Annotated in this window: 14 protein-coding genes; 6 read left to right on the top strand and 8 right to left on the bottom strand. The window is 58.9% G+C overall.

The features are described 5' to 3' along the window. Positions 1-34 precede the first annotated feature (34 nt). The 3 genes from ACQRAX_RS24310 (at position 35) to ACQRAX_RS24300 (ending at position 2,154) form a co-directional block, all read left to right on the top strand. Complete coding sequence (locus ACQRAX_RS24310; protein ID WP_412041506.1) at positions 35-754, top strand: SDR family NAD(P)-dependent oxidoreductase; 720 nt, start codon at positions 35-37, stop codon at positions 752-754. Positions 755-942: 188 nt separating this feature from the next. Then, a complete protein-coding gene (locus tag ACQRAX_RS24305; RefSeq protein ID WP_412041505.1) occupies positions 943-1,716 on the top strand; it encodes an SDR family oxidoreductase in 774 nt (257 codons plus the stop codon). A gap of 27 nt (positions 1,717-1,743) precedes the next feature. Further along, on the top strand, positions 1,744-2,154 hold the full coding sequence (locus ACQRAX_RS24300) for a cupin domain-containing protein (RefSeq protein ID WP_412041504.1): 411 nt from the start codon (positions 1,744-1,746) through the stop codon (positions 2,152-2,154). Between the two features lie 76 nt (positions 2,155-2,230). Here the strand turns inward: ACQRAX_RS24300 and ACQRAX_RS24295 are convergent, their stop codons facing one another. From ACQRAX_RS24295 to ACQRAX_RS24280, 4 genes are all read right to left on the bottom strand, one after another. Then, positions 2,231-2,998, bottom strand: a complete 768-nt coding sequence (locus ACQRAX_RS24295) for an SDR family oxidoreductase (protein ID WP_412041503.1) — start codon at positions 2,996-2,998, stop codon at positions 2,231-2,233. 22 nt (positions 2,999-3,020) lie between these two features. Then, positions 3,021-4,088: a phosphotransferase family protein gene (locus ACQRAX_RS24290; protein WP_412041502.1), complete on the bottom strand. Its 1,068-nt coding sequence runs from the start codon at positions 4,086-4,088 to the stop codon at positions 3,021-3,023. A gap of 197 nt (positions 4,089-4,285) precedes the next feature. Then, positions 4,286-4,603 (bottom strand): SCP2 sterol-binding domain-containing protein, encoded by a 318-nt coding sequence (locus ACQRAX_RS24285; protein WP_101293303.1) that lies wholly within the window; start codon positions 4,601-4,603, stop codon positions 4,286-4,288. Between the two features lie 57 nt (positions 4,604-4,660). After that, positions 4,661-5,371: a histidine phosphatase family protein gene (locus tag ACQRAX_RS24280; protein ID WP_412041501.1), complete on the bottom strand. Its 711-nt coding sequence runs from the start codon at positions 5,369-5,371 to the stop codon at positions 4,661-4,663. A gap of 197 nt (positions 5,372-5,568) precedes the next feature. Here ACQRAX_RS24280 and sohB point away from each other — a divergent pair, with 197 nt between their 5' ends. Continuing rightward, complete coding sequence (gene sohB, locus ACQRAX_RS24275; protein ID WP_412041500.1) at positions 5,569-6,585, top strand: protease SohB; 1,017 nt, start codon at positions 5,569-5,571, stop codon at positions 6,583-6,585. Positions 6,586-6,656: 71 nt separating this feature from the next. Beyond that, the gene (locus ACQRAX_RS24270) at positions 6,657-11,861 is read left to right on the top strand and encodes an NEL-type E3 ubiquitin ligase domain-containing protein (protein WP_412041499.1); all 5,205 of its coding nucleotides are present in this window, start codon (positions 6,657-6,659) and stop codon (positions 11,859-11,861) included. Positions 11,862-11,892: 31 nt separating this feature from the next. Here the strand turns inward: ACQRAX_RS24270 and ACQRAX_RS24265 are convergent, their stop codons facing one another. Then, positions 11,893-12,387, bottom strand: coding sequence for a DUF934 domain-containing protein (locus ACQRAX_RS24265; RefSeq protein WP_412041498.1), 495 nt, complete (start codon positions 12,385-12,387; stop codon positions 11,893-11,895). Then, a complete protein-coding gene (locus ACQRAX_RS24260) occupies positions 12,371-14,023 on the bottom strand; it encodes a nitrite/sulfite reductase (protein ID WP_412041497.1) in 1,653 nt (550 codons plus the stop codon). The genes ACQRAX_RS24265 and ACQRAX_RS24260 overlap by 17 nt, the downstream gene beginning before the upstream one ends. 220 nt (positions 14,024-14,243) lie before the next feature. Between ACQRAX_RS24260 and ACQRAX_RS24255 the strand changes: the two genes are divergently transcribed. Further along, entirely contained in the window at positions 14,244-15,326 is a 1,083-nt protein-coding gene (locus ACQRAX_RS24255) for an ABC transporter substrate-binding protein (protein ID WP_412041496.1), read from the top strand. A gap of 260 nt (positions 15,327-15,586) precedes the next feature. Here ACQRAX_RS24255 and ACQRAX_RS24250 read toward each other — a convergent pair whose 3' ends face one another. Together ACQRAX_RS24250 and metH are read right to left on the bottom strand one after the other, a co-directional pair. Further along, positions 15,587-15,805 carry a DUF2970 domain-containing protein gene (locus tag ACQRAX_RS24250; RefSeq protein WP_301841038.1) on the bottom strand — a complete coding sequence of 73 codons (219 nt, stop codon included), beginning with the start codon at positions 15,803-15,805 and terminating at the stop codon, positions 15,587-15,589. Positions 15,806-15,895: 90 nt separating this feature from the next. Then, a complete protein-coding gene (gene metH, locus ACQRAX_RS24245; protein ID WP_412041495.1) occupies positions 15,896-19,603 on the bottom strand; it encodes a methionine synthase in 3,708 nt (1,235 codons plus the stop codon). Between the last annotated feature and the right edge of the window lie 34 nt (positions 19,604-19,637).

The raw sequence follows: 19,637 nt of genomic DNA, 5'->3' as shown, positions 1-19,637 counted from the left end.
GGCTCAGACCGTAAGCCACGTCAGGAGACAGGCGATGAGAACCATGGTGGTAGGCGCAAGCAAGGGGTTGGGCAGGGCCTTGATCGAGGGTTTGGGTGAGGCGGGTGATAGCCTGGTTGGCGTGTCGCGCAGCAGACCTGAAGGGCTGGTGGCCCGGCCAGGTATTGAACTGCAGTGGATCGAGGCTGATCTGCTGCAGCCTGTACAGGCAGTAGCAACGCTGGAGCAGGCGCTCGAGGGGCAGGGGCTGGACACCCTGATCTATAACCTGGGCATCTGGGAGCCCCAGGCCTTCACTTCGACGTACGACTTTCTCAGCGGTGACGATGCGCAGATCCAGGCCATTGTCAGCTGCAACATCAGCGCGCCGTTGCTGCTGCTCAAACGTCTGTTGCCACGCCTGCTGCAAAGTACCCGGCCACGGATCATCCTCACCGGATCAACCTCGGGGCTGGTGCGTAGCGGGCGTCCGGAAGTGGCGTTCGGCGCTTCCAAATTTGCCTTGCGTGGTATCGCCGATGCCCTGCGCGAGGGCTATCGTCAGCAGCGGTTGGGCGTGACCTGTTTGAACCTGGGCTACCTGAACACCGACGATGCGTTGGCCACCCCGCGTGAACAGGCCGAGCAACGAGGAGAAGGGCAGTTGATTCCGCTGCACGATGTGGTTCAGGTGGTACGCATGGCCTTGAGTCTTTCGTCGGCCAGTTTTGTCCGCGAACTGACCTTGCCGGCAATTCTGGATGAGCGTTTCTGAGCTGGATTGACCACCGCCGCGTAACCGTTCTAGTGCACCACTGATCCACACCGGCGCGTTGCAACGCAAACCCCAGCTACCATGGTTGCTTGCAATACCACCGTCGAGCAGGCCGCCAGCCGCCTGACAGGTCAGTTTTCCTGTAGCGCCGGACATGCCTGCCGCCACCATGTGCGGGAGACTCAGCCATGAAAATCGTCGTGATCGGTGGTACCGGCCTGATCGGTACCCAGCTGTGCAACAACTTGCGAGCGAAGGGGCACAAGGTGCTGGCCGCTTCACCGCAAACCGGTGTCAACGCCCTGACCGGTGAAGGCCTGGAAGACGCACTGACGGACGCGCAAGTGGTCGTAGACGTGGCCAACTCGCCGTCGTTCGAAGACGCGGCGGTGTTGGCGTTTTTCCAAACCTGTGGGCGCAATTTGTTCACCGCCGAAAAACTCGCCGGGGTGGGTCACCATATCGCCCTCTCGGTAGTCGGTACCGAGCGCATGCTCGACAGCGGCTACTTTCGCGCCAAAATGGCCCAGGAAGAGCTGATTAAACACGCAGGTGTCCCCTATACCATTTTGCGTGCCACGCAGTTCTTCGAATTCATGGGCGCCATTGCCTACTCCGGTGCCGAGGGTAACCAGGTGCGCCTGACCACCGCCGCCTTGCAACCGGTGGCCTCATTTGATGTGGCTCAGGCGCTGGCCGAGCTTGTCGAGCAGGCGCTGGCCGAGCTTGTCGAGCAGGCGCCGGCCAACCGCACCGTAGAAGTCGCCGGCCCCGAGCGCAAGCCATTGGTGGACTTTGTGCGCAGTTACCTGGCGCACCACCACGACGCCCGCGAAGTGATCGCCGATCCACAGGCAACGTATTTCGGCGCCCCCATTGATGACCGCTCGCTGACCCCTGCGGCCGATGCGCGGCTGGGTACGCTGAATTTCCACAGGTGGTTGGCAAACACGCCCGTGTAACGTTGATCAGCAGATCAGGAGAGCAAAATGCGCATCCAGCCCTTGCTTATGCTTGCCGCCTTGATCGGTGTCACCTCGGTTCAGGCGCAGAGCTCGACCAGCAACGCGCCAGCACCCACGGTTACCCCGGTGATGACCCAGGCACTGCCCGACTACCCGGGCAAGGAGGTACTGATGCTGGAAGTGGCGTACCCGCCAGGCGGTGCCGATCCGGTGCATCGCCACGATGCCCATGGCTTTGTCTACGTGCTCGAGGGGGCGGTGGTGATGGGCGTCAGAGGCGGCAAAGAGGTCACCCTTAGCCCCGGCCAGAGCTTTTATGAAGGCCCGGCCGATGTGCACACCGTGGGTCGCAACGCCAGTCAGGACAAACCGGCAAAGTTTGTGGTGTTTCTGCTCAAGGATGCCAACAAACCGCCGGTGCTGCCGGCACAGTAACCTATCATCTGTGGGAGCTGGCCTTGCCATCGCCAGCAAGGCTGGCTCCTACGACGGTACTTGAATCTGCAACGGATCAGGACAGGAAGCCGCCATCGACATTCAATGCCACACCCGTGGTGTAGCTAGAGGCATCGCTGGCCAGGTACAGCACCGCACCGGCCATCTCTTTTGGATCGGCCACGCGCTTGAGTGGGATCTGCTGTAGCGCGGTGTTGAGGATGGCATCGTTCTTGACCAGCGCCGAGGCGAATTTGGTGTCGGTAAGTCCCGGCAGCAGGGCGTTGCAGCGAATGCCGAACTGCGCGCACTCCTTGGCGAAGACCTTGGTCATGTTGATCACGGCCGCCTTGGTCACCGAGTAGATGCCCTGGAATATCCCCGGCGACACGCCGTTGATCGAGGCGACGTTGATGATGCTGCCACCACCGTTGTCGCGCATCAGCTTGCCGGCTTCGACCGACATGAAAAAGTAACCGCGAATGTTGACGTCGACAGTCTTCTGGAAGGCGCTCAGGTCAGTGTCCAGGACATTGCAGAACTGCGGGTTGGTGGCGGCGTTGTTGACCAGGATATCCAGGCGGCCGAACTGTTCGCGAATGCCGGCGAACACGGCGCTGATCTGTTCCATTTCGCCGATGTGGCAGGCAATGGCGGTGGCTTTGCCGCCAGCGGCGACGATGGCGTTGGCGACTTGCTGGCAGCCATCGAGCTTGCGGCTGGAGACAATCACATGGGCACCTTGTTGAGCCAGCAAGTGCGCAATAGCCTCGCCGATGCCACGGCTGGCACCGGAAACGAAGGCGATCTTACCGTCGAGGTCGAACAGTTGAGTCTTGGACATGGTCTTTTCCTTGTTGTAGGCGTCAGAGGCTGGACTTGGCAATGACCTGCAGGCTCATATGCTCCAGCAACGTGTTCATATGAATGAACTGGGCGAAGCGCTTGTCTTGAGTCTGGCCGTGGAAGAACCGGTAGTAGATCTGCTGGACGATTCCGGCAAGACGGAACAAACCGTAGGTGTAGTAGAAGTCGTAGTTATCAATTGTTATGCCGGCGCGTTCGGCGTAATAGTCGACGAATTGCTGGCGCGTGAGCATGCCTGGGGCATTGCTTGGTTGCCGACGCATCAGTTGCATCGCTGCCGAGTCAGTGGCTTCGATCCAGTAGGCCAGGGTGTTGCCCAGGTCCATCAACGGATCGCCGATGGTGGTCATTTCCCAGTCGAGCACGCCGATGATGCGCATCGGGTTCTCGGCATCAAGGATGACATTGTCGAAGCGGTAGTCGTTGTGCACGATGGCAGGCTTGGGATGATCGGCTGGCATCTTGTTGCGCAGCCAGGTGATGACCTTTTCCCAGCGCGGCGCATCCGGGGTCAGGGCCTTTTCGTAGCGGCTGCTCCAGCCTTCGATCTGACGTTGCACATAGCCTTCAGGCTTGCCCAGGTCGCCCAGGCCACAGGCGTTGTAGTCCACCTGGTGCAGCTCAACCATGCGTTCGATGAAGCTCTTGCACAGTGCTTCGGTGCGTTGGGCATCCAGGCCCAGCTCTGGCGGCAGGTCCGAGCGCAGGATGATGCCTTTGACCCGGTCCATGACGTAGAACTCGCCGCCAATCAGCGTTTCGTCGGTGCAATGTACGTAGGCCTTGGGGCAGTAAGGGAAGCCGCTGTTGAGCTGGTTGAGAATGCGAAATTCGCGCCCCATGTCATGGGCTGACTTGACCTTATGGCCGAACGGCGGGCGACGCAAGACGAATTCGCGCTGCGGGTACTGCACCAGGTAGGTCAGGTTGGAAGCACCCCCGGGGAACTGACTGATATGGGGCGTGCCGCTGAGACCGGCGATGTGCGTTTTCAGATAAGGGTCGATGACGGCGGCATCGAGTTCTTCGCCGGGGCGGACCTGGGTGGACTGGTCGGTGAGCGTCATACTGTTCCCTTATGATTGAAGCCAGAGATTATTGGCTAATCTAATTCTCGCGACCGGCCCGAACAAGTCCGGCGCAGCCTTATTGGTCGGCGTGTTGCTGGCTGATCAACGCCCCTGATAGCGAACCTGACAAAACCTGGGCGAAAAAAAACCGAAGCCGTTAAAGGCTTCGGTTTTGATCGGCATCAGCGCAGGGCTCAGGCCGGGAAAAGCTCGCTCAGCTTCATCGACAGCATCATGTCGCCTTCGACGCGCAGCTTGCCGCCCATGAACGCCTGCATACCGTCGGTGTCGCCGCTGACGATACCTTTGAGTGTTTCGCTGTCCAGCACCAGAGTGCAGTTGGCGTCGGCGTTTTCGCCTTCCTGGATTTCGCAGGTGCCATCCTTGACGATCAGGGCGTAGTGCTTGTCTTCGTCAGTGATGTTGAAACCGAAGACCAGGTCCAGGCCGGCAGCAGCGGCAGGGTTGAACTTGGCTTTCATCGCTTCGACGGCTTTTGCTACTTCGCTCATGGTGTGTTCCTTATTAAGTGATTACGACAACCTATCAAGGTTGCCACGGGCCGGGGCTCAACGATAGGTGATGAGCTCCGGCACCTTCAGCAGCTGCACATGGGCTTGGCTGTTGAAGGAAGCCAGGGCCACCTCGCGGCCACGAAACTTCAGTTGGCTGAGCGAGGTGTTAATGATCTGCCAGTTCAATTCGAACGCCTGGCTGGCAGTGATACGGGTTACCAGGTGGAGCAGGGCGGTGATGGTCCCACCCGACGTAAAGATCGCAACATTGTCGCCGCTGGCGGCCTGCTGCAGCACCCGCTGCAGGCCCGCATCGACGCGCAGGGTGAAAGCTTGCCAGGATTCGCAGCCTTCACCGGCATACTCACCGCCGTGCCAGCGCTGGATCAACAGGGCAAACAGGCGCTGGAACTCGCTGCGGTTGTGCGCACCGTTACGCAAGATGTGCAGGGCTTCTGGCTCGTCCGGCAACAGGCCAGGCAACAAACTACGGATTACCGCGTCGGCATCGAATTCGTTGAAGGCGTCGTCGGTTTCCAGCAGTGGCACCTCCACTCCGGCATTGTGCATCACCGCCAGTGCCAGGCGCGCGGTGTCTTGTTGACGGCGTAGATCGCCCGCCAGGCAGCGGTCCAGGCGCACCCCCAATTGGGCCAGGTGCTCGCCGAGGGCTTCGCTTTGACGGATGCCCAGCGGCGAGAGGACGTCATAGTCGTCTGCACCAAATGAGGCCTGGCCATGTCGAATCAGGTAGATGCTGCCCACGTCATACGCCTGCATTAAGAATGAGGCCGAGGTTAGGTTGCCTCCAGCGGGCTGTCAACGAAAAAACATACAAGCGTTTGAAAAGAGCGTTTGAACTGCATTGCTGGACATTTCCTACGCTGGCAGGGGCAAGGCTGCGTCGGTATGCTTGACTATCGGTTCGCGCCGTTCGGGCGCCGGCATGTTAAGGAGTTACTGTGGAGTTTCTTGCAGAGTACGCAAGCTTTCTCGCCAAGACCGCGACCCTGGTGATCGCGATTCTGGTTGTGCTTTCGGCGATTGCCGGGTTGCGTGGCAAAGGTCGACGTAAAGCCGGTGGGCAATTGCAGGTCAATAAGCTCAACGAGTTCTACAAGGACTTGCGTGAGCGTCTGGAAAGCAGCCTGTTGGACAAAGCCCAGCTCAAGGCCCTGCGCAAGCAGCAGGCCAAGACACAAAAGCAGCAAAAGAAAGCCCCTGAAGACAAACCGCGGGTGTTCGTGCTTGATTTCGACGGTGACATCAAGGCCTCGGCTACCGAGAGCCTGCGCCACGAGATCACTGCGGTGCTGAGCCTGGCCACGCCGCGCGATGAAGTGGTGCTGCGCCTTGAAAGCGGTGGTGGCATGGTTCACAGCTATGGCTTGGCCTCCTCGCAGTTGGCGCGGATCCGCCAGGCGGGCATTCCGTTGACTGTTTGCATCGACAAGGTCGCCGCCAGCGGCGGCTATATGATGGCCTGTATTGGTGACAAGATTGTCAGTGCACCGTTTGCCATTCTTGGTTCCATTGGTGTGGTTGCACAGTTGCCCAACGTCAACCGCCTGCTGAAAAAACACGATGTCGATTTTGAGGTATTCACGGCCGGTGAGTACAAACGAACCGTGACCGTGTTTGGTGAAAACACCGAGAAGGGGCGGGAGAAATTCCAGGAAGACCTGGACGTCACGCATCAATTGTTCAAGGACTTCGTCTCGCGTTATCGCCCACAGCTGCATATCGATGAGGTGGCCACCGGTGAAGTGTGGCTAGGGGTGGCTGCGCTGAACAAACAACTGGTCGACGAACTCAAAACCAGTGACGAGTACCTTGGCGAGCGGGCACGCGAGTCGAACCTGTATCACCTGCACTATGCCGAGCGTAAAAGCCTGCAAGAGCGCGTAGGGTTGGCGGCAAGCGGCTCGATTGAAAGTACCTTGCTCGGGCTCTGGAGCAAACTCGGCCAATGGCGCTGAGCAATATGTAATGCCTTGGCAGAGGTCTAATCGTTTTTCCTGTGGGTCCCGTTACCTACAGGAAAACACCGATGCCAACTTCTCATGTTCCCGCTGTCCCTGGCCTACACGGCCGGTTCCTTGCCGAGCGGCTGCCTGACTGGCTCAAACACGCCACACCTGCTGACCTCAAACGCTTGCGTGAAAGCCTGCGTGCGGCGCATTGGACGCCCTCTGGCGCTGCTTCCTGGTTCGTCCAGGCAACGGAGGCGGAGCAGAAACTATTGCTAGCCGCTCAGGATCTGAGCCAACGTTCAGTTCAAGCCCTGGCCACGGCCTTGAAAGATTTTCAGGGCGTCGGGGCGTTTACCGAGCCTTTGCTCGAGGCTGAATTGAAACGCGACAAGCTGTTTGGCGCGTTGAATCCCCCGTTCAACGTCAACACTGACCAGTTGGTGGAAATCCACGAAACGCCTGAGCTGCTGGGTACTCTGCTGCGCACAGTGCCGCGTCAGCAAACGTTGATGCAAGCGGCGCTGCAAAATTTTGCCGAAGGGTCCACGTTCGATATGCGCAGTGCCTTGACGCCCAAGGGCGCTTTCTCCATTGAACTCAAGCCTGACTCGAATACCGCGCATCCGAGCTTTCAATACCGCTACACCCAAAAACTGGACATCAAGCCGGAGCACTTCGCGACGTTGTGCCATAAGCTGGATCTGGGCGGCAAGTACCAAGCGCACCTGGACACGATATTCAACGATTCTGCAACTATCGATACTGTACGCACCTTATCAATTGACGCTGATAAGGATCATCTGCGACTGGCGGCGCAAGTGGCCTTCATGAAAAATGAAATCACTGAATCGGGACGTGCGATGTTGGACGGCCTACTCCTTGGCCAGCGCTCGCCGACTTTCCATGGTCGCCCTGTCAAATATTATTCATTGAGTATGTTTGAAGTACCGCTGGACGGCGTGGTGGTGTTCAGTGCCGACCGCATCACCAGCGATAAAAAAGAGCCAATCATTGCCTACTTGCCGGGCGCGGCCCTCTACCCACTCAAAGAATACGAAACGGTAGCTGCGTTCAAGCACGACTTGCGGGTAAATCTACTGAACCCTGTGTACTTGGAGCTGTTTCGTCGTTTTGTGCCGCAAGATCAGCAGGAACACGTCTTCAAGCGCGTGACCGATGCGTTGTACATCGGTGAGTTCACCGCTACCGCCAACATGCACCTACGTGATGAGCAGATCAAATCTGAATTGTTCGGCTACAGGCAAGACCAGCATCTGAAAAGAATTAAGGCCAACGCTCTCTATCTGGCGGTGCCAAGCAGGGAGGTTGATGAAAAAGCCAAGTGGCAACGCCTAGCGTACTGGGAGAACGTTGGTTTGAATGTACTCAATGCCGCTGCGTTCTTTGTGCCCGCGATCGGCGCGTTGATGGCGGTGGTGGCGGGTGTGCAACTGGTCAACGAGGTGATCGACGGCGCACATGCCTGGGAGGCCGGCGAGCTGGATCAGGCACTGGCGCACATGGAGTCAGTGGCGTTGAACATAGCCTTTGCCGCCGGTCTGGGGGCTGCCGGCCATACGGCACCGCCAATAGGGGAGAGCGAGCTCATGGACGGCTTGCTGCGGGTCACGCTGCCCGGGGGCGAGCAGCGCTTGTGGAAACCTGATCTGCTGCCCTATGCCCGCACGATCGACCTGGCCGGCATCGCCCCTGATGCTCAAGGATTGCACGTGCTGGATGGCAAGACCTACATCCGCATCGAGGAGCAGGTCTTTGAAGTGTTCCAGGGGGCAGACGGCACCTGGTCGACCCGCCATCCCAACGACGCTGACGCCTATCAACCAGCACTCAGGCACAACGGCGAAGGAGCCTGGCAAGTCGTTGGTGAGCATCCGTTGCAGTGGAGTCATGTTCAACTGCTCAGAAGGATTGGTCACGCTACACGCGGGTTGTCGGATGACGCGCTGAAACAGGCAGCGCAGATCAGTGGGGTTGACGACGATGTGTTGCGACGCATGCACGTTGATCAGTTGCCGGTACCGCCGCTGCTGGGTGATGCCTTGCGGCACTTTCAGGTCAATCGGCGGGTGACCCGGTTGATTGACAGCCTGAGCAGTGGCCAAGCTCAAACGGAGGGGCTGGACCTGGGACCGGGGTTGAGCCTGGACTTAGTACGCTGGCCAGAGCGGGTGCTTGAAGTATATGACGATGCTGATCCTTATCGAGTGCCCGTTCGCTATGGCGCAAATCGCTGGCCGAGCGGGCGGGTCATACGTATATCGGTCCAAGAGTTGTACGCCAATCAGCTGGCCGATAAGGTGTTGGCAGACCTGGACCCGGCGGAAGCCCTTGCGTTGTTTGGTTCCTCTGTCGAGCCGGATAAACGCCTGGCGGTATTGCGCCGGCTCATTGCCGAGCGTGCCGTTATGCGACGCGATGAGATCTACCGGATTATGGATCAGCGTGGCCGTGTGCCTGGCAGCATTGAACAACAGCGTTTGATCCGGGATTTTCCTTTGCTCACCGACGCGGGCGCCCAAGAGATCATCAGCGCCGCAAACGCCGAGGAGCGCCAGCAGTTGCAGGCCGCTGATGGCCGCGTTCCGTTGCACTTGGCCGAGGAGGCCCGTATCTATCAGCGCCAGTTTGCCCTGAGTCGAGCCATCCAGGGATTGTATGAACCCACACTGGCAAACCTGGACAGCGATCGCCTGGCGGTGGGGCTAATGGGCCAATTGCCGGGGTGGAGCGACACGGTTTGTATCCAGCTACGTGAAGATACGTTAACTGGCCGATTGTTGGCCAACGCAGGTCCACCTGAAGGTGAACTCAAGTCTCTCGTGCGTAAGGGTCGACACTATGCCGCTTACGACGCTCACGGTCTTGAACTGAGCAAAGGCGAGTCGTTGTACACCACCTTGCTCAAAGCCCTGCCCGATAGTGAGCGCGAGGCGGTCAATCTCGATATACACAGTGCCCAATCGTTGCGCTCGAAGCTATGTTCGCTTGCTGTGCAGGATCGATTCAGGGCGGCGACGTTGCTTGGACAGCAACCTATCAGGCCCTGGTTTCGCTCCCCGTTGCGTTTGGCAGACGGCCGTGTGGGCTATCCTTTAGGTGGAATAGTCAGCAGCGATCGGGTAATCAATGCTCGGCTAAACGCGCTGTTCCCTACGCTACGGGACGCAGAGCTTGAGGCGCTGAAAAGACGCTTGCTGGAAGAGAATCAAACTTTGGGAGACGCCGTATTTCGGCTCGAGGGCGAACGCAACATGCTGCAACGAACCCTTGATCTGTGGGTAGAGGATGTTCGCGGCGAGTTCCTTACCTATCACTCTCGCCAAAGAATCAGGGCACAACTGCTCAGTGCCTGGCGCCGACAAGGTCGTCGTCCGCGCAGGGAGCTGATACTGACTGCACCGGATATCAGATCGCTACCCGTGCTAACTGCACGTTTCGAACACATTCAAAGTCTAAGTATCGAACGCATGAACCTTCCGCAATTGCCTGGCGGATTTTTGCGCTGCTTTCCCCGGCTCCAGCGCCTGACATTGGAAGGCAACTCGTTGGGCGTAATTCCTCCGGACGTCAGCACATTGACGGAACTCGAATATCTGAATTTGAGAGAGATCAGGCTTACCTCCAACGAAACCATGTTCAATGCGTTAACGCCACTGCTCAGGCTGCAGTCGCTGGAGCTGCAAAGCAATCTGCTACGCAGCATCCCCGATGCAGCGGTGCAAGCGCTGGCCAGATTACCCGCATTGACGCGCCTGAATTTGCGCTACAACCAGGGCTTGAGCAACAACGGCTTGGCGATGCTGACCCGTTTGCCGTTGCAAGATCTGGACTTGAGCAGTACTGGGCTAGTACTCGATCAGACCAGTGCCCAGGTTTTCTCGCGGTTTGTCCACCTGCAGCGCTTACGGATGAGCCACAACCACTTGGGTGAGGCACCCGAACTTGGCGGTTTGGTGCAACTGCAACATCTGGAGCTGAACAATTGCCGGTTGAGGGAGTGGCCTACCGGATTGACGACCTTAATGAATCAGGAGCCTTGCCAGCTGCGTACTGTGGACCTCAGCCACAATCAAATTACGCAATTGCCGGACTTGGCCAGCACGCGTTTTGGTACCGATCTGCGCGCCCAGGTTGATAGTACGCTGAGACTCAACGTGTATTTTAACCCGCTTGAAGCTGGCGCCATTGCCCGACTGAGCGAAGTGGGCGCGGAATTCGCTGCTGAAATTCAAAGGCAGCCGCCGCAGCCGGGAGCAGTCTGGCTTGAGGGCGCCAGTCCAGCCCGGCGTGAGCTGTGGAATACACTGTTCCAGTCGCGGCGCCAGCGTGCACTCAGTGAAATGCTCGACCGCCTTTCAGTGTCCAGAGAATTCCAGCGCAATGCTCCTCAGTTGCGCACGCGAGTATGGGCAATGCTCGAACTGGCGTCGCAACATACCCGGCTCAGGGAGGAGCTGCAGGCCATCGCCGAAGCCTTTCCGGTCACTTGTGGCGATGCCGGTGCCGATGCCTTCAGTGACATGGAAATTGCCGTTCTGGTGTTTCAACGTAGTTCCGAGGCAACTTCAAGTGAGCACGGTGCTGAACTGTTGGCTCTGTACAGGCAGCTGTTCCGTCGCTATGAGGTCCAGCGCAGGGCCGATGTGCTGTCGTTGGCTCGCACTGCTCGGCGTCGGGCGTTAGTTGACAACGTTGAATTGCCCCCACTGGACCCGCTGGATGACATCAGCGATGACGTGTTGCGTCGAGAACGGGTAGATGATGTCGAGATTCGGCTGGCCTTGCGCCAGGATCTGGCCGCTGTGCTCGACTACCCGGAACCTTCAAGCGAAATGTTGTACCGGCAAATGGCCAATGTGACGCCGCAGACGGTCAAGCGTGTTGAAACTGCAGTACGGGCGACTGACACAGTCGCCAACCGTCACGTCTGGATGGTCGAAGACACCAGTTGGCAGCGTTACCTTAAGCGCCGCTATGAGGCACAGTTCGAGGCGTTCACTCAGGTTTGGCAAGACGGTTTGGAGTACCTGGATTTCTGCAATGGTGGTGACCAGGTACCCGCAACGCTCAATAATGAGGTGGTGCAAGTATTGCGCGTGGCGCTAGATGAAGAACCCGTTGCGCCGGACGGTACGTTGCGAAAGCTTGAACTCAGTAGCCAGGTGTACCTGAAGGCGATTGATGCGATTGTCATGGCACAAAAAACAGCCGACGCGGCGCTGATGCTGAGATTGACCCAACTTGAAGAGGCGGCAGTCTGAATAAAAAAGGCCCCGCATGCGGGGCCTTTTTTTAGCGGCGACGGAACAACGGTTGCGGTTCGTCGGTTGCAGCCTGGTAGGTCACCGAGAAGTCTTTGAGGCTTTCCAGTGCTTCAACCGGGTCCTTGTCGGCGCGCAGGGCGAAGGCGTCGAAGCCACAGCGCTTCATGTAGAACAGCTGATCGCGCAGCACGTCGCCAACGGCGCGCAGCTCACCAGTGAACTTGTAGCGGTCACGTAGCAGGCGCGCGTTGGAGTAGTTGCGCCCGTCGGTGAAGGCTGGGAAGTTCAGGGCGATAACCTGGAAACAGCTGACGTCATCACCGATTTCTTCGGCTTCTTCGTCGGCATCCAGCCACACACCCAGACCACCATCGCGGGCCTTGAGCGCGTGGCCGTGATCGCGCCACAGCTGCAACGGCACGATGTAGTCGTCGCAGTTGGTCAGTTCGTCGAGGGTGACGTCCTTGGGCAACAGGTGCCAGGTTTCGTCGACGATTTGGTTGTGCTTAATGATTCGCTGCATAGACGCGTTCCTTGAAAGGGTCGATGCCAATACGCTGGTAAGTGTCGATGAAGCGCTCATCTTCGGTGCGTTGTTCAACGTAGACATTGATCAGCTTCTCGATCACATCCGGCATGTCGTCCTGGGCGAAGGACGGACCGAGGATCTTGCCCAGGCTGGCGTCGCGACTGGCGCTGCCACCGAGGGAAACCTGGTAGAACTCTTCGCCTTTCTTGTCCACCCCGAGAATGCCGATGTGACCGACGTGGTGGTGGCCACAGGCGTTCATGCAGCCGGAGATGTTCAGGTCCAGTTCGCCGATGTCGAACAGATAATCCAGGTTGTCGAAACGGCGCTGGATGGATTCGGCAATCGGAATCGACTTGGCGTTGGCCAAGGAGCAGAAATCACCACCAGGGCAGCAGATGATATCGGTCAGCAGGCCTATGTTCGGCGTGGCGAAACCGTTTTCACGCAGCTCCAGCCACAAGGCATGCAGTTGGCTCTGCTCGACATCGGCGAGGATGATGTTCTGTTCGTGAGAGGTGCGCAGCTGGCCAAAGCTGTAGCGATCAGCAAGATCGGCAACAGCATCGAGCTGTTTGTCGGTCAGGTCGCCCGGTGCGACACCGGTAGGCTTGAGTGACAGGGTCACGGCAACGTAACCGGGCTTCTTGTGCGCCAGGACGTTACGGGTACGCCAGCGGGCAAAGCCTGGATGCTGTTGCTCAAGCTCGCTGAAGTCGAGGTTATCCAGCTGTTTGTAGTCCGGGTCGACGAAGTGCTTGGCCACGCGGTGCAGTTCGGCTTCGGTCAGCGTAGTGCTGCCGCCGCGCAGGTGCACCATTTCGGCGTCGACCTTCTCAGCGAAGACTTCCGGGGTGAGCGCTTTGACCAGAATCTTGATCCGCGCCTTGTATTTGTTGTCGCGACGGCCATAGCGGTTGTACACCCGCAGAATCGCGTCGAGGTAGCTGAGCAGGTCCTGCCAGGGCAGGAACTCATTGATGAAGGCGCCGACCACCGGAGTACGGCCCAGGCCGCCACCGACCAGCACACGGAAGCCCAGTTCGCCGGCTGCGTTGTACACCGGCTCCAGGCCGATATCGTGTACTTCGATGGCCGCACGGTCGCTGTTGGCACCGTTGATGGCGATCTTGAACTTACGTGGCAGGTAGGCGAACTCGGGGTGGAAGGTGGTCCACTGACGGACGATTTCGCACCATGGGCGCGGATCGATCACCTCGTCGGCAGCGACACCGGCGAACTGGTCGGTGGTGACGTTGCGCAGGCAGTTGCCGCTGGTCTGGATCGCGTGCATCTGCACGGTGGCCAGCTCGGCGAGGATATCGGGGATGTCTTCCAGCGCTGGCCAGTTGTATTGCACGTTCTGCCGGGTACTGATGTGGGCGTAGCCCTTGTCGTAGTCGCGCGCGATCTTCGCCAGCATCCGCGTCTGACGCGAGGTCAGCTGGCCATAGGGCACCGCGACCCGCAACATCGGGGCAAAACGTTGAATATAGAGGCCATTTTGCAGGCGCAGGGGGCGGAACTCTTCTTCGCTCAGCTCACCGGCCAGGTAGCGGCGGGTCTGATCACGGAACTGCTTGACGCGGTCCTCGATGATCCGCTGATCGTACTCGTCGTATACGTACATAGGGGTCCTGTTCTCAAGCTGCTTGCAGCTAATCGCGCGCACGGCCGCGCTCTCCCAAAGCGGAGCGGAAGGAAAGATAGCAGTTTGCGGTTATGCGCAAAAGTGATGTTTTTGCATATGAAAAGAACCATTTGGACTAAGTGAGACTGAATGCCATTTGGCCGTTTGACCCCCTGCGGTGTTTATAATTAACGGTTTGAATAGCAGGAGTTGAATCCCCATGCTCAAGGCCTTGTGCCAAAGCCTATGGCTGAGTCTGCCACTGGCTGCCAGCGCGCAGGCTGCTTCGGTGGTGTTTCTCAATCCGGGCTATTCCAATGAAACCTTCTGGGTCAGCTATTCACAGTTCATGCAAGCCGCGGCCAAGGACCTGGGCATGGACCTGCGTATCGAGTACAGCGAGCGGCGCCCGGAACTGGCCTTGACCCAGGCCCGCAAGGTGCTGCAAAGCCCACAGCGGCCTGACTACCTGGTGCTGGTCAACGAGCAGTACATTGCCCCGGAGATCATTCGCCTGTCGCGCGGCAGTGGGGTCAAGCTGTTTGTGGTCAATAACGGCTTGACTGAAGATCAAACCGAGTTGATTGAAGATCACCCGGACAAGTACCCGCCAGTGCTAGGCACCTTGGTAGGCAACGACGAACAGGCTGGCTACCAGATGCTCAAAGCGTTGCTTGCGGTGCACAAGCGCAAGGCAAGCAACCGGCCGATCGAAATGCTGGCCTTTTCCGGGCTCAAGACCACCCCTGCCGCGCAGTTGCGGGAGCAGGGCATGCGCCGGGCCCTGGCCGAACACCCGGAGGTGCGCTTGCGCCAGGTGGTGTACGGTGGTTGGGGGCAAGAGCGCGCTTATGAGCAGGCTCAGCAACTGCTCAAGCGCTATCCGAATATTGAATTGGTCTGGTCGGCCAACGATGAAATGGCCTTTGGCGCCATGCAGGCGTTTACCGAGGCGGGTCGCACGCCAGGCAAGGATGTGCTGTTCAGTGCTGTCAACAGCTCGCCGCAAGCGCTACAAGCACGCATTGATGGTCGCCTGAGCGTACTGATGGGCGGACACTTTTCCTTGGGGGGGTGGGCGATGGTATTACTGCACGATGATGCGCTGAACCTGCCAATTGATCGCGATGGGCAGCGCACCCATTTGGTTCCGGTCTTGCAACTGATCGATCCGCCACGCGCCCGGCGCTGGCTGAACCTTCAGGATCGGGCCGATTACGGCCTGGATTTCAACCGCTTCAGCGCCCAGGGTCGCCCCGCGGATTACCGTTATCCGTTTTTGAGCGAACCGGTCAACTATTGAAAGCCCCTGCTTGAGCAAAGGGCATTGCTGAACTTAACTGCTACGGGTGACATGCATTCCCATAATCACTACAAGAGGCGATGCAATGGAAAACTCGACCAAAGCGGGTAAGAGTGACAGCCGTGTCGACGCCTGGGCGATACTCTGTCTGATCATCCTGGTGGTTGTGACCGCCGTGTATTGGGTCAGCCACCAGTGACATCACGCGATGGGTAACCATGAACCGCCCGCAGAATGGACATCTGCGGGCGGATTACGTTTCAGCGGGCAGTCAGGTGCATGGCCAGTTGCACCAGTCCGACCAGTACCAGAATGAAGATCAAGGTGAATACGGTGCCCAGCGCGATAAAGTGGCTGGCTTTGCCGTGATTGAAGTCGCGCGCGCGGTTCTTGCCGGTCTGCACGCCAAACGCCGCTGCTAGAATGCTTTGCAGCATTTGCCAGAAGGTGGGTGGTTTGCCTTGGGCTGGGTCGTCCATGAGGGGCTCCTTGGTAGGCGGTAGCTGCAAGTTACAAGCTACAAGAAGGTCATGGGCCAACTTGCAGCTTGTAGCTTGTAGCTTACAACTTTAGCCGTCATAGCCAAGGTTGGGCGCCAACCAACGCTCACTGACGCTCAAATCCTGGCCTTTACGCTCGGTATAGCTCTGCACCTGATCCTTGTCGACCTTGCCCACGGCAAAGTACTGCGCCTGCGGATGCGCGAAGTACCAGCCGCTGACCGCTGCCGCCGGGAACATGGCGAAGTGTTCGGTGAGGAACACACCACTTGGGCCGGTCTCTCCAATCGCCGTGCCGTCGAGCAGGCGGAACAGGGTTTCTTTCTCGGTATGATCCGGGCACGCCGGGTAGCCCGGGGCAGGGCGGATACCGGAATACTGCTCTTTGATCAGCGCATCATTGTCCAGGTGCTCGTCCTTGGCGTAACCCCAATAGTCTTTACGTACCTGTTCGTGCAGCCATTCGGCGCAGGCTTCGGCCAGGCGGTCGGCCAGGGCCTTGACCATGATCGAGTTGTAGTCGTCGCCCTTGTCCTGATAGGCCTTGGCCACTTCTTCGGCACCGATACCGGCGGTGGTGATGAAGCCGCCGACATAGTCGGTGATGCCGGTTTCTTTCGGCGCAACGAAGTCGGCCAGGGAGAAGTTCGGCTTGCTGTCCGGCTTGATCGTCTGTTGGCGCAGGTGATGTAATTGCGCCAGTGCCTGGCCGTCAGCGCCGTAGACTTCGATGTCGTCATGGTTGACCTGGTTGGCCGGCCAGAAGCCGAACACCGCACGGGCACTGATCAGCTTCTCGTCGATCAGCTTGGCGAGCATTTCCTGGGCATCCTTGAACAGCGCGGTGGCGGCTTCGCCGACCACTTCGTCGGTGAGGATGCGCGGGTACTTACCGGCCAGGTCCCAGGAGATGAAGAACGGCGTCCAGTCGATGTACTCGGCCAGCACCTTGAGGTCGATGTTTTCCAGCACCTTGGCGCCGGTGAAGGTCGGTTTTACTGGCTGGTAGCCTGCCCAGTCATATTTGGGCTTGGCGGCAATCGACTGTGCGTAGCTCAGGCGTTCGGTGCGGGCGCTGCGGTTGGCCGTACGCTCGCGCACTTCGATGTAGTCCAGGCGCGTCTTCTCGACAAAGCCCGGCTTGAGTTCCTTGGACAACAATTGGGTGGCAACACCCACTGCGCGTGAGGCGTCGGTGACGTAGACCACCGCGTCATTGCTGTACTTGGGTTCGATCTTCACCGCGGTATGCGCCTTGGAAGTGGTCGCGCCACCAATCATCAGCGGCAGGTGGAAGTCCTGGCGCTGCATCTCGCGGGCGACATGGACCATTTCGTCCAACGACGGGGTGATCAAGCCAGACAGGCCGATGATGTCGCACTTCTGCTCGCGGGCGGTCTGCAGGATCTTTTCTGCCGGGACCATCACGCCCAGGTCGACAATGTCGTAGCCGTTGCAGCCCAGCACTACGCCGACAATGTTCTTGCCGATGTCGTGCACGTCACCTTTAACCGTGGCCATGAGGATCTTGCCCTTGGCTTCAGGCTTGTCGCCTTTCTCGGCTTCGATGAAGGGGATCAGGTGCGCAACCGCCTGCTTCATTACCCGCGCCGACTTCACCACCTGCGGCAGGAACATCTTGCCGGCGCCGAACAGGTCACCGACCACGTTCATGCCGCTCATCAGCGGGCCTTCAATGACTTCGATCGGCCGCGCGCATTGCTGGCGGCATTCTTCGGTGTCTTCGACGATAAAGGCAGTGATGCCTTTGACCAGTGCATGCTCAAGGCGCTTGTCGACCGGCAGTGAACGCCATTCTTCGTTCTCGACTTCCTTGACCGCACCGCCGCCCTTGTAGTCGTCGGCAATCGCCAGCAGGGCGTCCGTGCCCTCCGGGGTGCGGTTGAGCACCACGTCCTCGACCTTCTCGCGCAGCACTGCCGGGATCTCGTCGTAGATCTCCAACTGCCCGGCGTTGACGATACCCATGGTCAGGCCATTCTGAATCGCGTGGTAGAGGAACACCGAGTGAATCGCCTCGCGCACCGGGTTGTTGCCACGGAACGAGAACGAAACGTTGGACACCCCTCCGGAGGTCAGCGCGTAGGGCAGGTGGTCGCGAATGTAAGCGCAGGCTTCGATGAAGTCGACCGCGTAGTTGTTGTGCTCTTCGATGCCGGTGGCGACGGCGAAAATGTTCGGGTCGAAGATGATGTCTTCCGGCGGGAAGCCGACTTCATTGACCAGAATGTCGTAACTGCGCTGGCAGATTTCGCGTTTGCGCGCGGCGGTATCGGCCTGGCCGACTTCGTCGAAGGCCATCACCACCACTGCAGCACCGTAGCGCTTGCACAGTTTGGCGTGATGTTTGAAAGCGTCGACGCCTTCCTTCATCGAGATCGAGTTGACGATGCCCTTGCCCTGAATGCATTTGAGGCCCGCCTCGATCACTTCCCACTTGGAGGAGTCGATCATGATCGGCACGCGGGAGATGTCCGGCTCACCGGCGATCAAGTTGAGGAACTTGACCATGGCCGCCTGGGAATCGAGCATCCCTTCGTCCATGTTGATGTCGATAACCTGAGCACCGGCCTCAACTTGCTGCAGGGCCACTTCCAGGGCTTCGGTGTAGTTCTCTTCGCGGATCAGCCGGGCGAATTTGGCGGAACCGGTGATATTGGTGCGTTCGCCGACGTTGACGAACAGCGAGTTGCGGTCGATGGTGAACGGCTCCAGGCCCGACAGGCGACAGGCCTTGGGGATGTCCGGGATCACCCGCGGTGGGTACTTGCTGACAGCTTCGGCAATCGCCTGGATGTGCCCAGGGGTGGTACCGCAGCAACCCCCGATGATGTTGAGAAAACCACTGGCGGCGAATTCTTCGACCACCACGGCCATCTCGGCCGGGGTTTCGTCGTATTCACCGAAAGCGTTCGGCAGGCCGGCGTTGGGGTGCGCCGAAACGTGGGTGCCGGCTTTACTCGACAGCTCTTCCAGATACGGGCGCAGGTCCTTGGCACCAAGGGCGCAGTTCAGGCCCACCGAGATCGGGTTGGCATGGCGCACCGAGTTCCAGAACGCTTCGGTTGTCTGCCCGGAGAGGGTGCGGCCGGAGGCATCGGTGATGGTCCCGGAAATCATGATCGGCAATTCCACGCCGTCTTCTTCGAACACTTGCTGCACGGCGAAGATCGCCGCCTTGGCGTTAAGGGTGTCGAAGATGGTCTCGATCAGGATCAGGTCGGCGCCGCCTGCGATCAGGCCGCGCGTGGCCTCAAGGTAGTTTTCTACCAACAGATCGAACGTGACGTTGCGATAGCCGGGGTCGTTGACGTCCGGGGAGATCGAGCAGGTGCGGCTGGTCGGGCCGAGCACGCCGGCGACGAAGCGCGGCTTGTGCGGGGTTTCCAGGGTCTTGGCATCGGCCACCTGGCGGGCGATGCGGGCGCCTTCGAGGTTCAGCTCATAGGCCAGTGATTCCATGCCGTAGTCGGCCTGGGAAATCTGCGTGGCGTTGAAGGTGTTGGTTTCGAGAATATCGGCGCCAGCGTCGAGGTACGCCTTCTCAATAGCGGAGATGACATCCGGGCGCGAGAGCAGCAACAGGTCGTTGTTGCCTTTGACATCGCTTGGCCAATCGGCGAAGCGCGTGCCACGATAGTCGTGTTCCTCGAGGCGGTAGCTTTGGATCATAGTACCCATGCCGCCATCGAGAATCAGAATGCGCTCTTTGAGTGCTTGCTGAAGTGCTTGGAAACGAGCGCTGCGGTCAGACATAGGACTACCTGGTCGGGCGAAAACAAAAGTTGCG

Origin of the sequence: Pseudomonas sp. UM16 (assembly GCF_050312595.1) — a bacterium.
Classification (GTDB): Bacteria; Pseudomonadota; Gammaproteobacteria; order Pseudomonadales; family Pseudomonadaceae; genus Aquipseudomonas.
Note: the sequence above shows the minus strand (reverse complement) of the source record. Positions and strands in the feature narration are given on the sequence as shown.

Excerpts from the sequence above, each read along its gene's own strand:
- metH (WP_412041495.1), bottom strand. The coding sequence starts at position 19,603 with ATGTCTGACCGCAGCGCTCGTTTCCAAGCACTTCAGCAAGCACTCAAA.
- ACQRAX_RS24260 (WP_412041497.1), bottom strand. The coding sequence starts at position 14,023 with ATGTACGTATACGACGAGTACGATCAGCGGATCATCGAGGACCGCGTC.
- ACQRAX_RS24250 (WP_301841038.1), bottom strand. The coding sequence starts at position 15,805 with ATGGACGACCCAGCCCAAGGCAAACCACCCACCTTCTGGCAAATGCTG.
- ACQRAX_RS24265 (WP_412041498.1), bottom strand. The coding sequence starts at position 12,387 with ATGCAGCGAATCATTAAGCACAACCAAATCGTCGACGAAACCTGGCAC.
- ACQRAX_RS24270 (WP_412041499.1), top strand. The coding sequence starts at position 6,657 with ATGCCAACTTCTCATGTTCCCGCTGTCCCTGGCCTACACGGCCGGTTC.
- ACQRAX_RS24310 (WP_412041506.1), top strand. The coding sequence starts at position 35 with ATGAGAACCATGGTGGTAGGCGCAAGCAAGGGGTTGGGCAGGGCCTTG.
- ACQRAX_RS24290 (WP_412041502.1), bottom strand. The coding sequence starts at position 4,088 with ATGACGCTCACCGACCAGTCCACCCAGGTCCGCCCCGGCGAAGAACTC.
- ACQRAX_RS24285 (WP_101293303.1), bottom strand. The coding sequence starts at position 4,603 with ATGAGCGAAGTAGCAAAAGCCGTCGAAGCGATGAAAGCCAAGTTCAAC.
- ACQRAX_RS24295 (WP_412041503.1), bottom strand. The coding sequence starts at position 2,998 with ATGTCCAAGACTCAACTGTTCGACCTCGACGGTAAGATCGCCTTCGTT.
- ACQRAX_RS24305 (WP_412041505.1), top strand. The coding sequence starts at position 943 with ATGAAAATCGTCGTGATCGGTGGTACCGGCCTGATCGGTACCCAGCTG.
- ACQRAX_RS24255 (WP_412041496.1), top strand. The coding sequence starts at position 14,244 with ATGCTCAAGGCCTTGTGCCAAAGCCTATGGCTGAGTCTGCCACTGGCT.
- ACQRAX_RS24300 (WP_412041504.1), top strand. The coding sequence starts at position 1,744 with ATGCGCATCCAGCCCTTGCTTATGCTTGCCGCCTTGATCGGTGTCACC.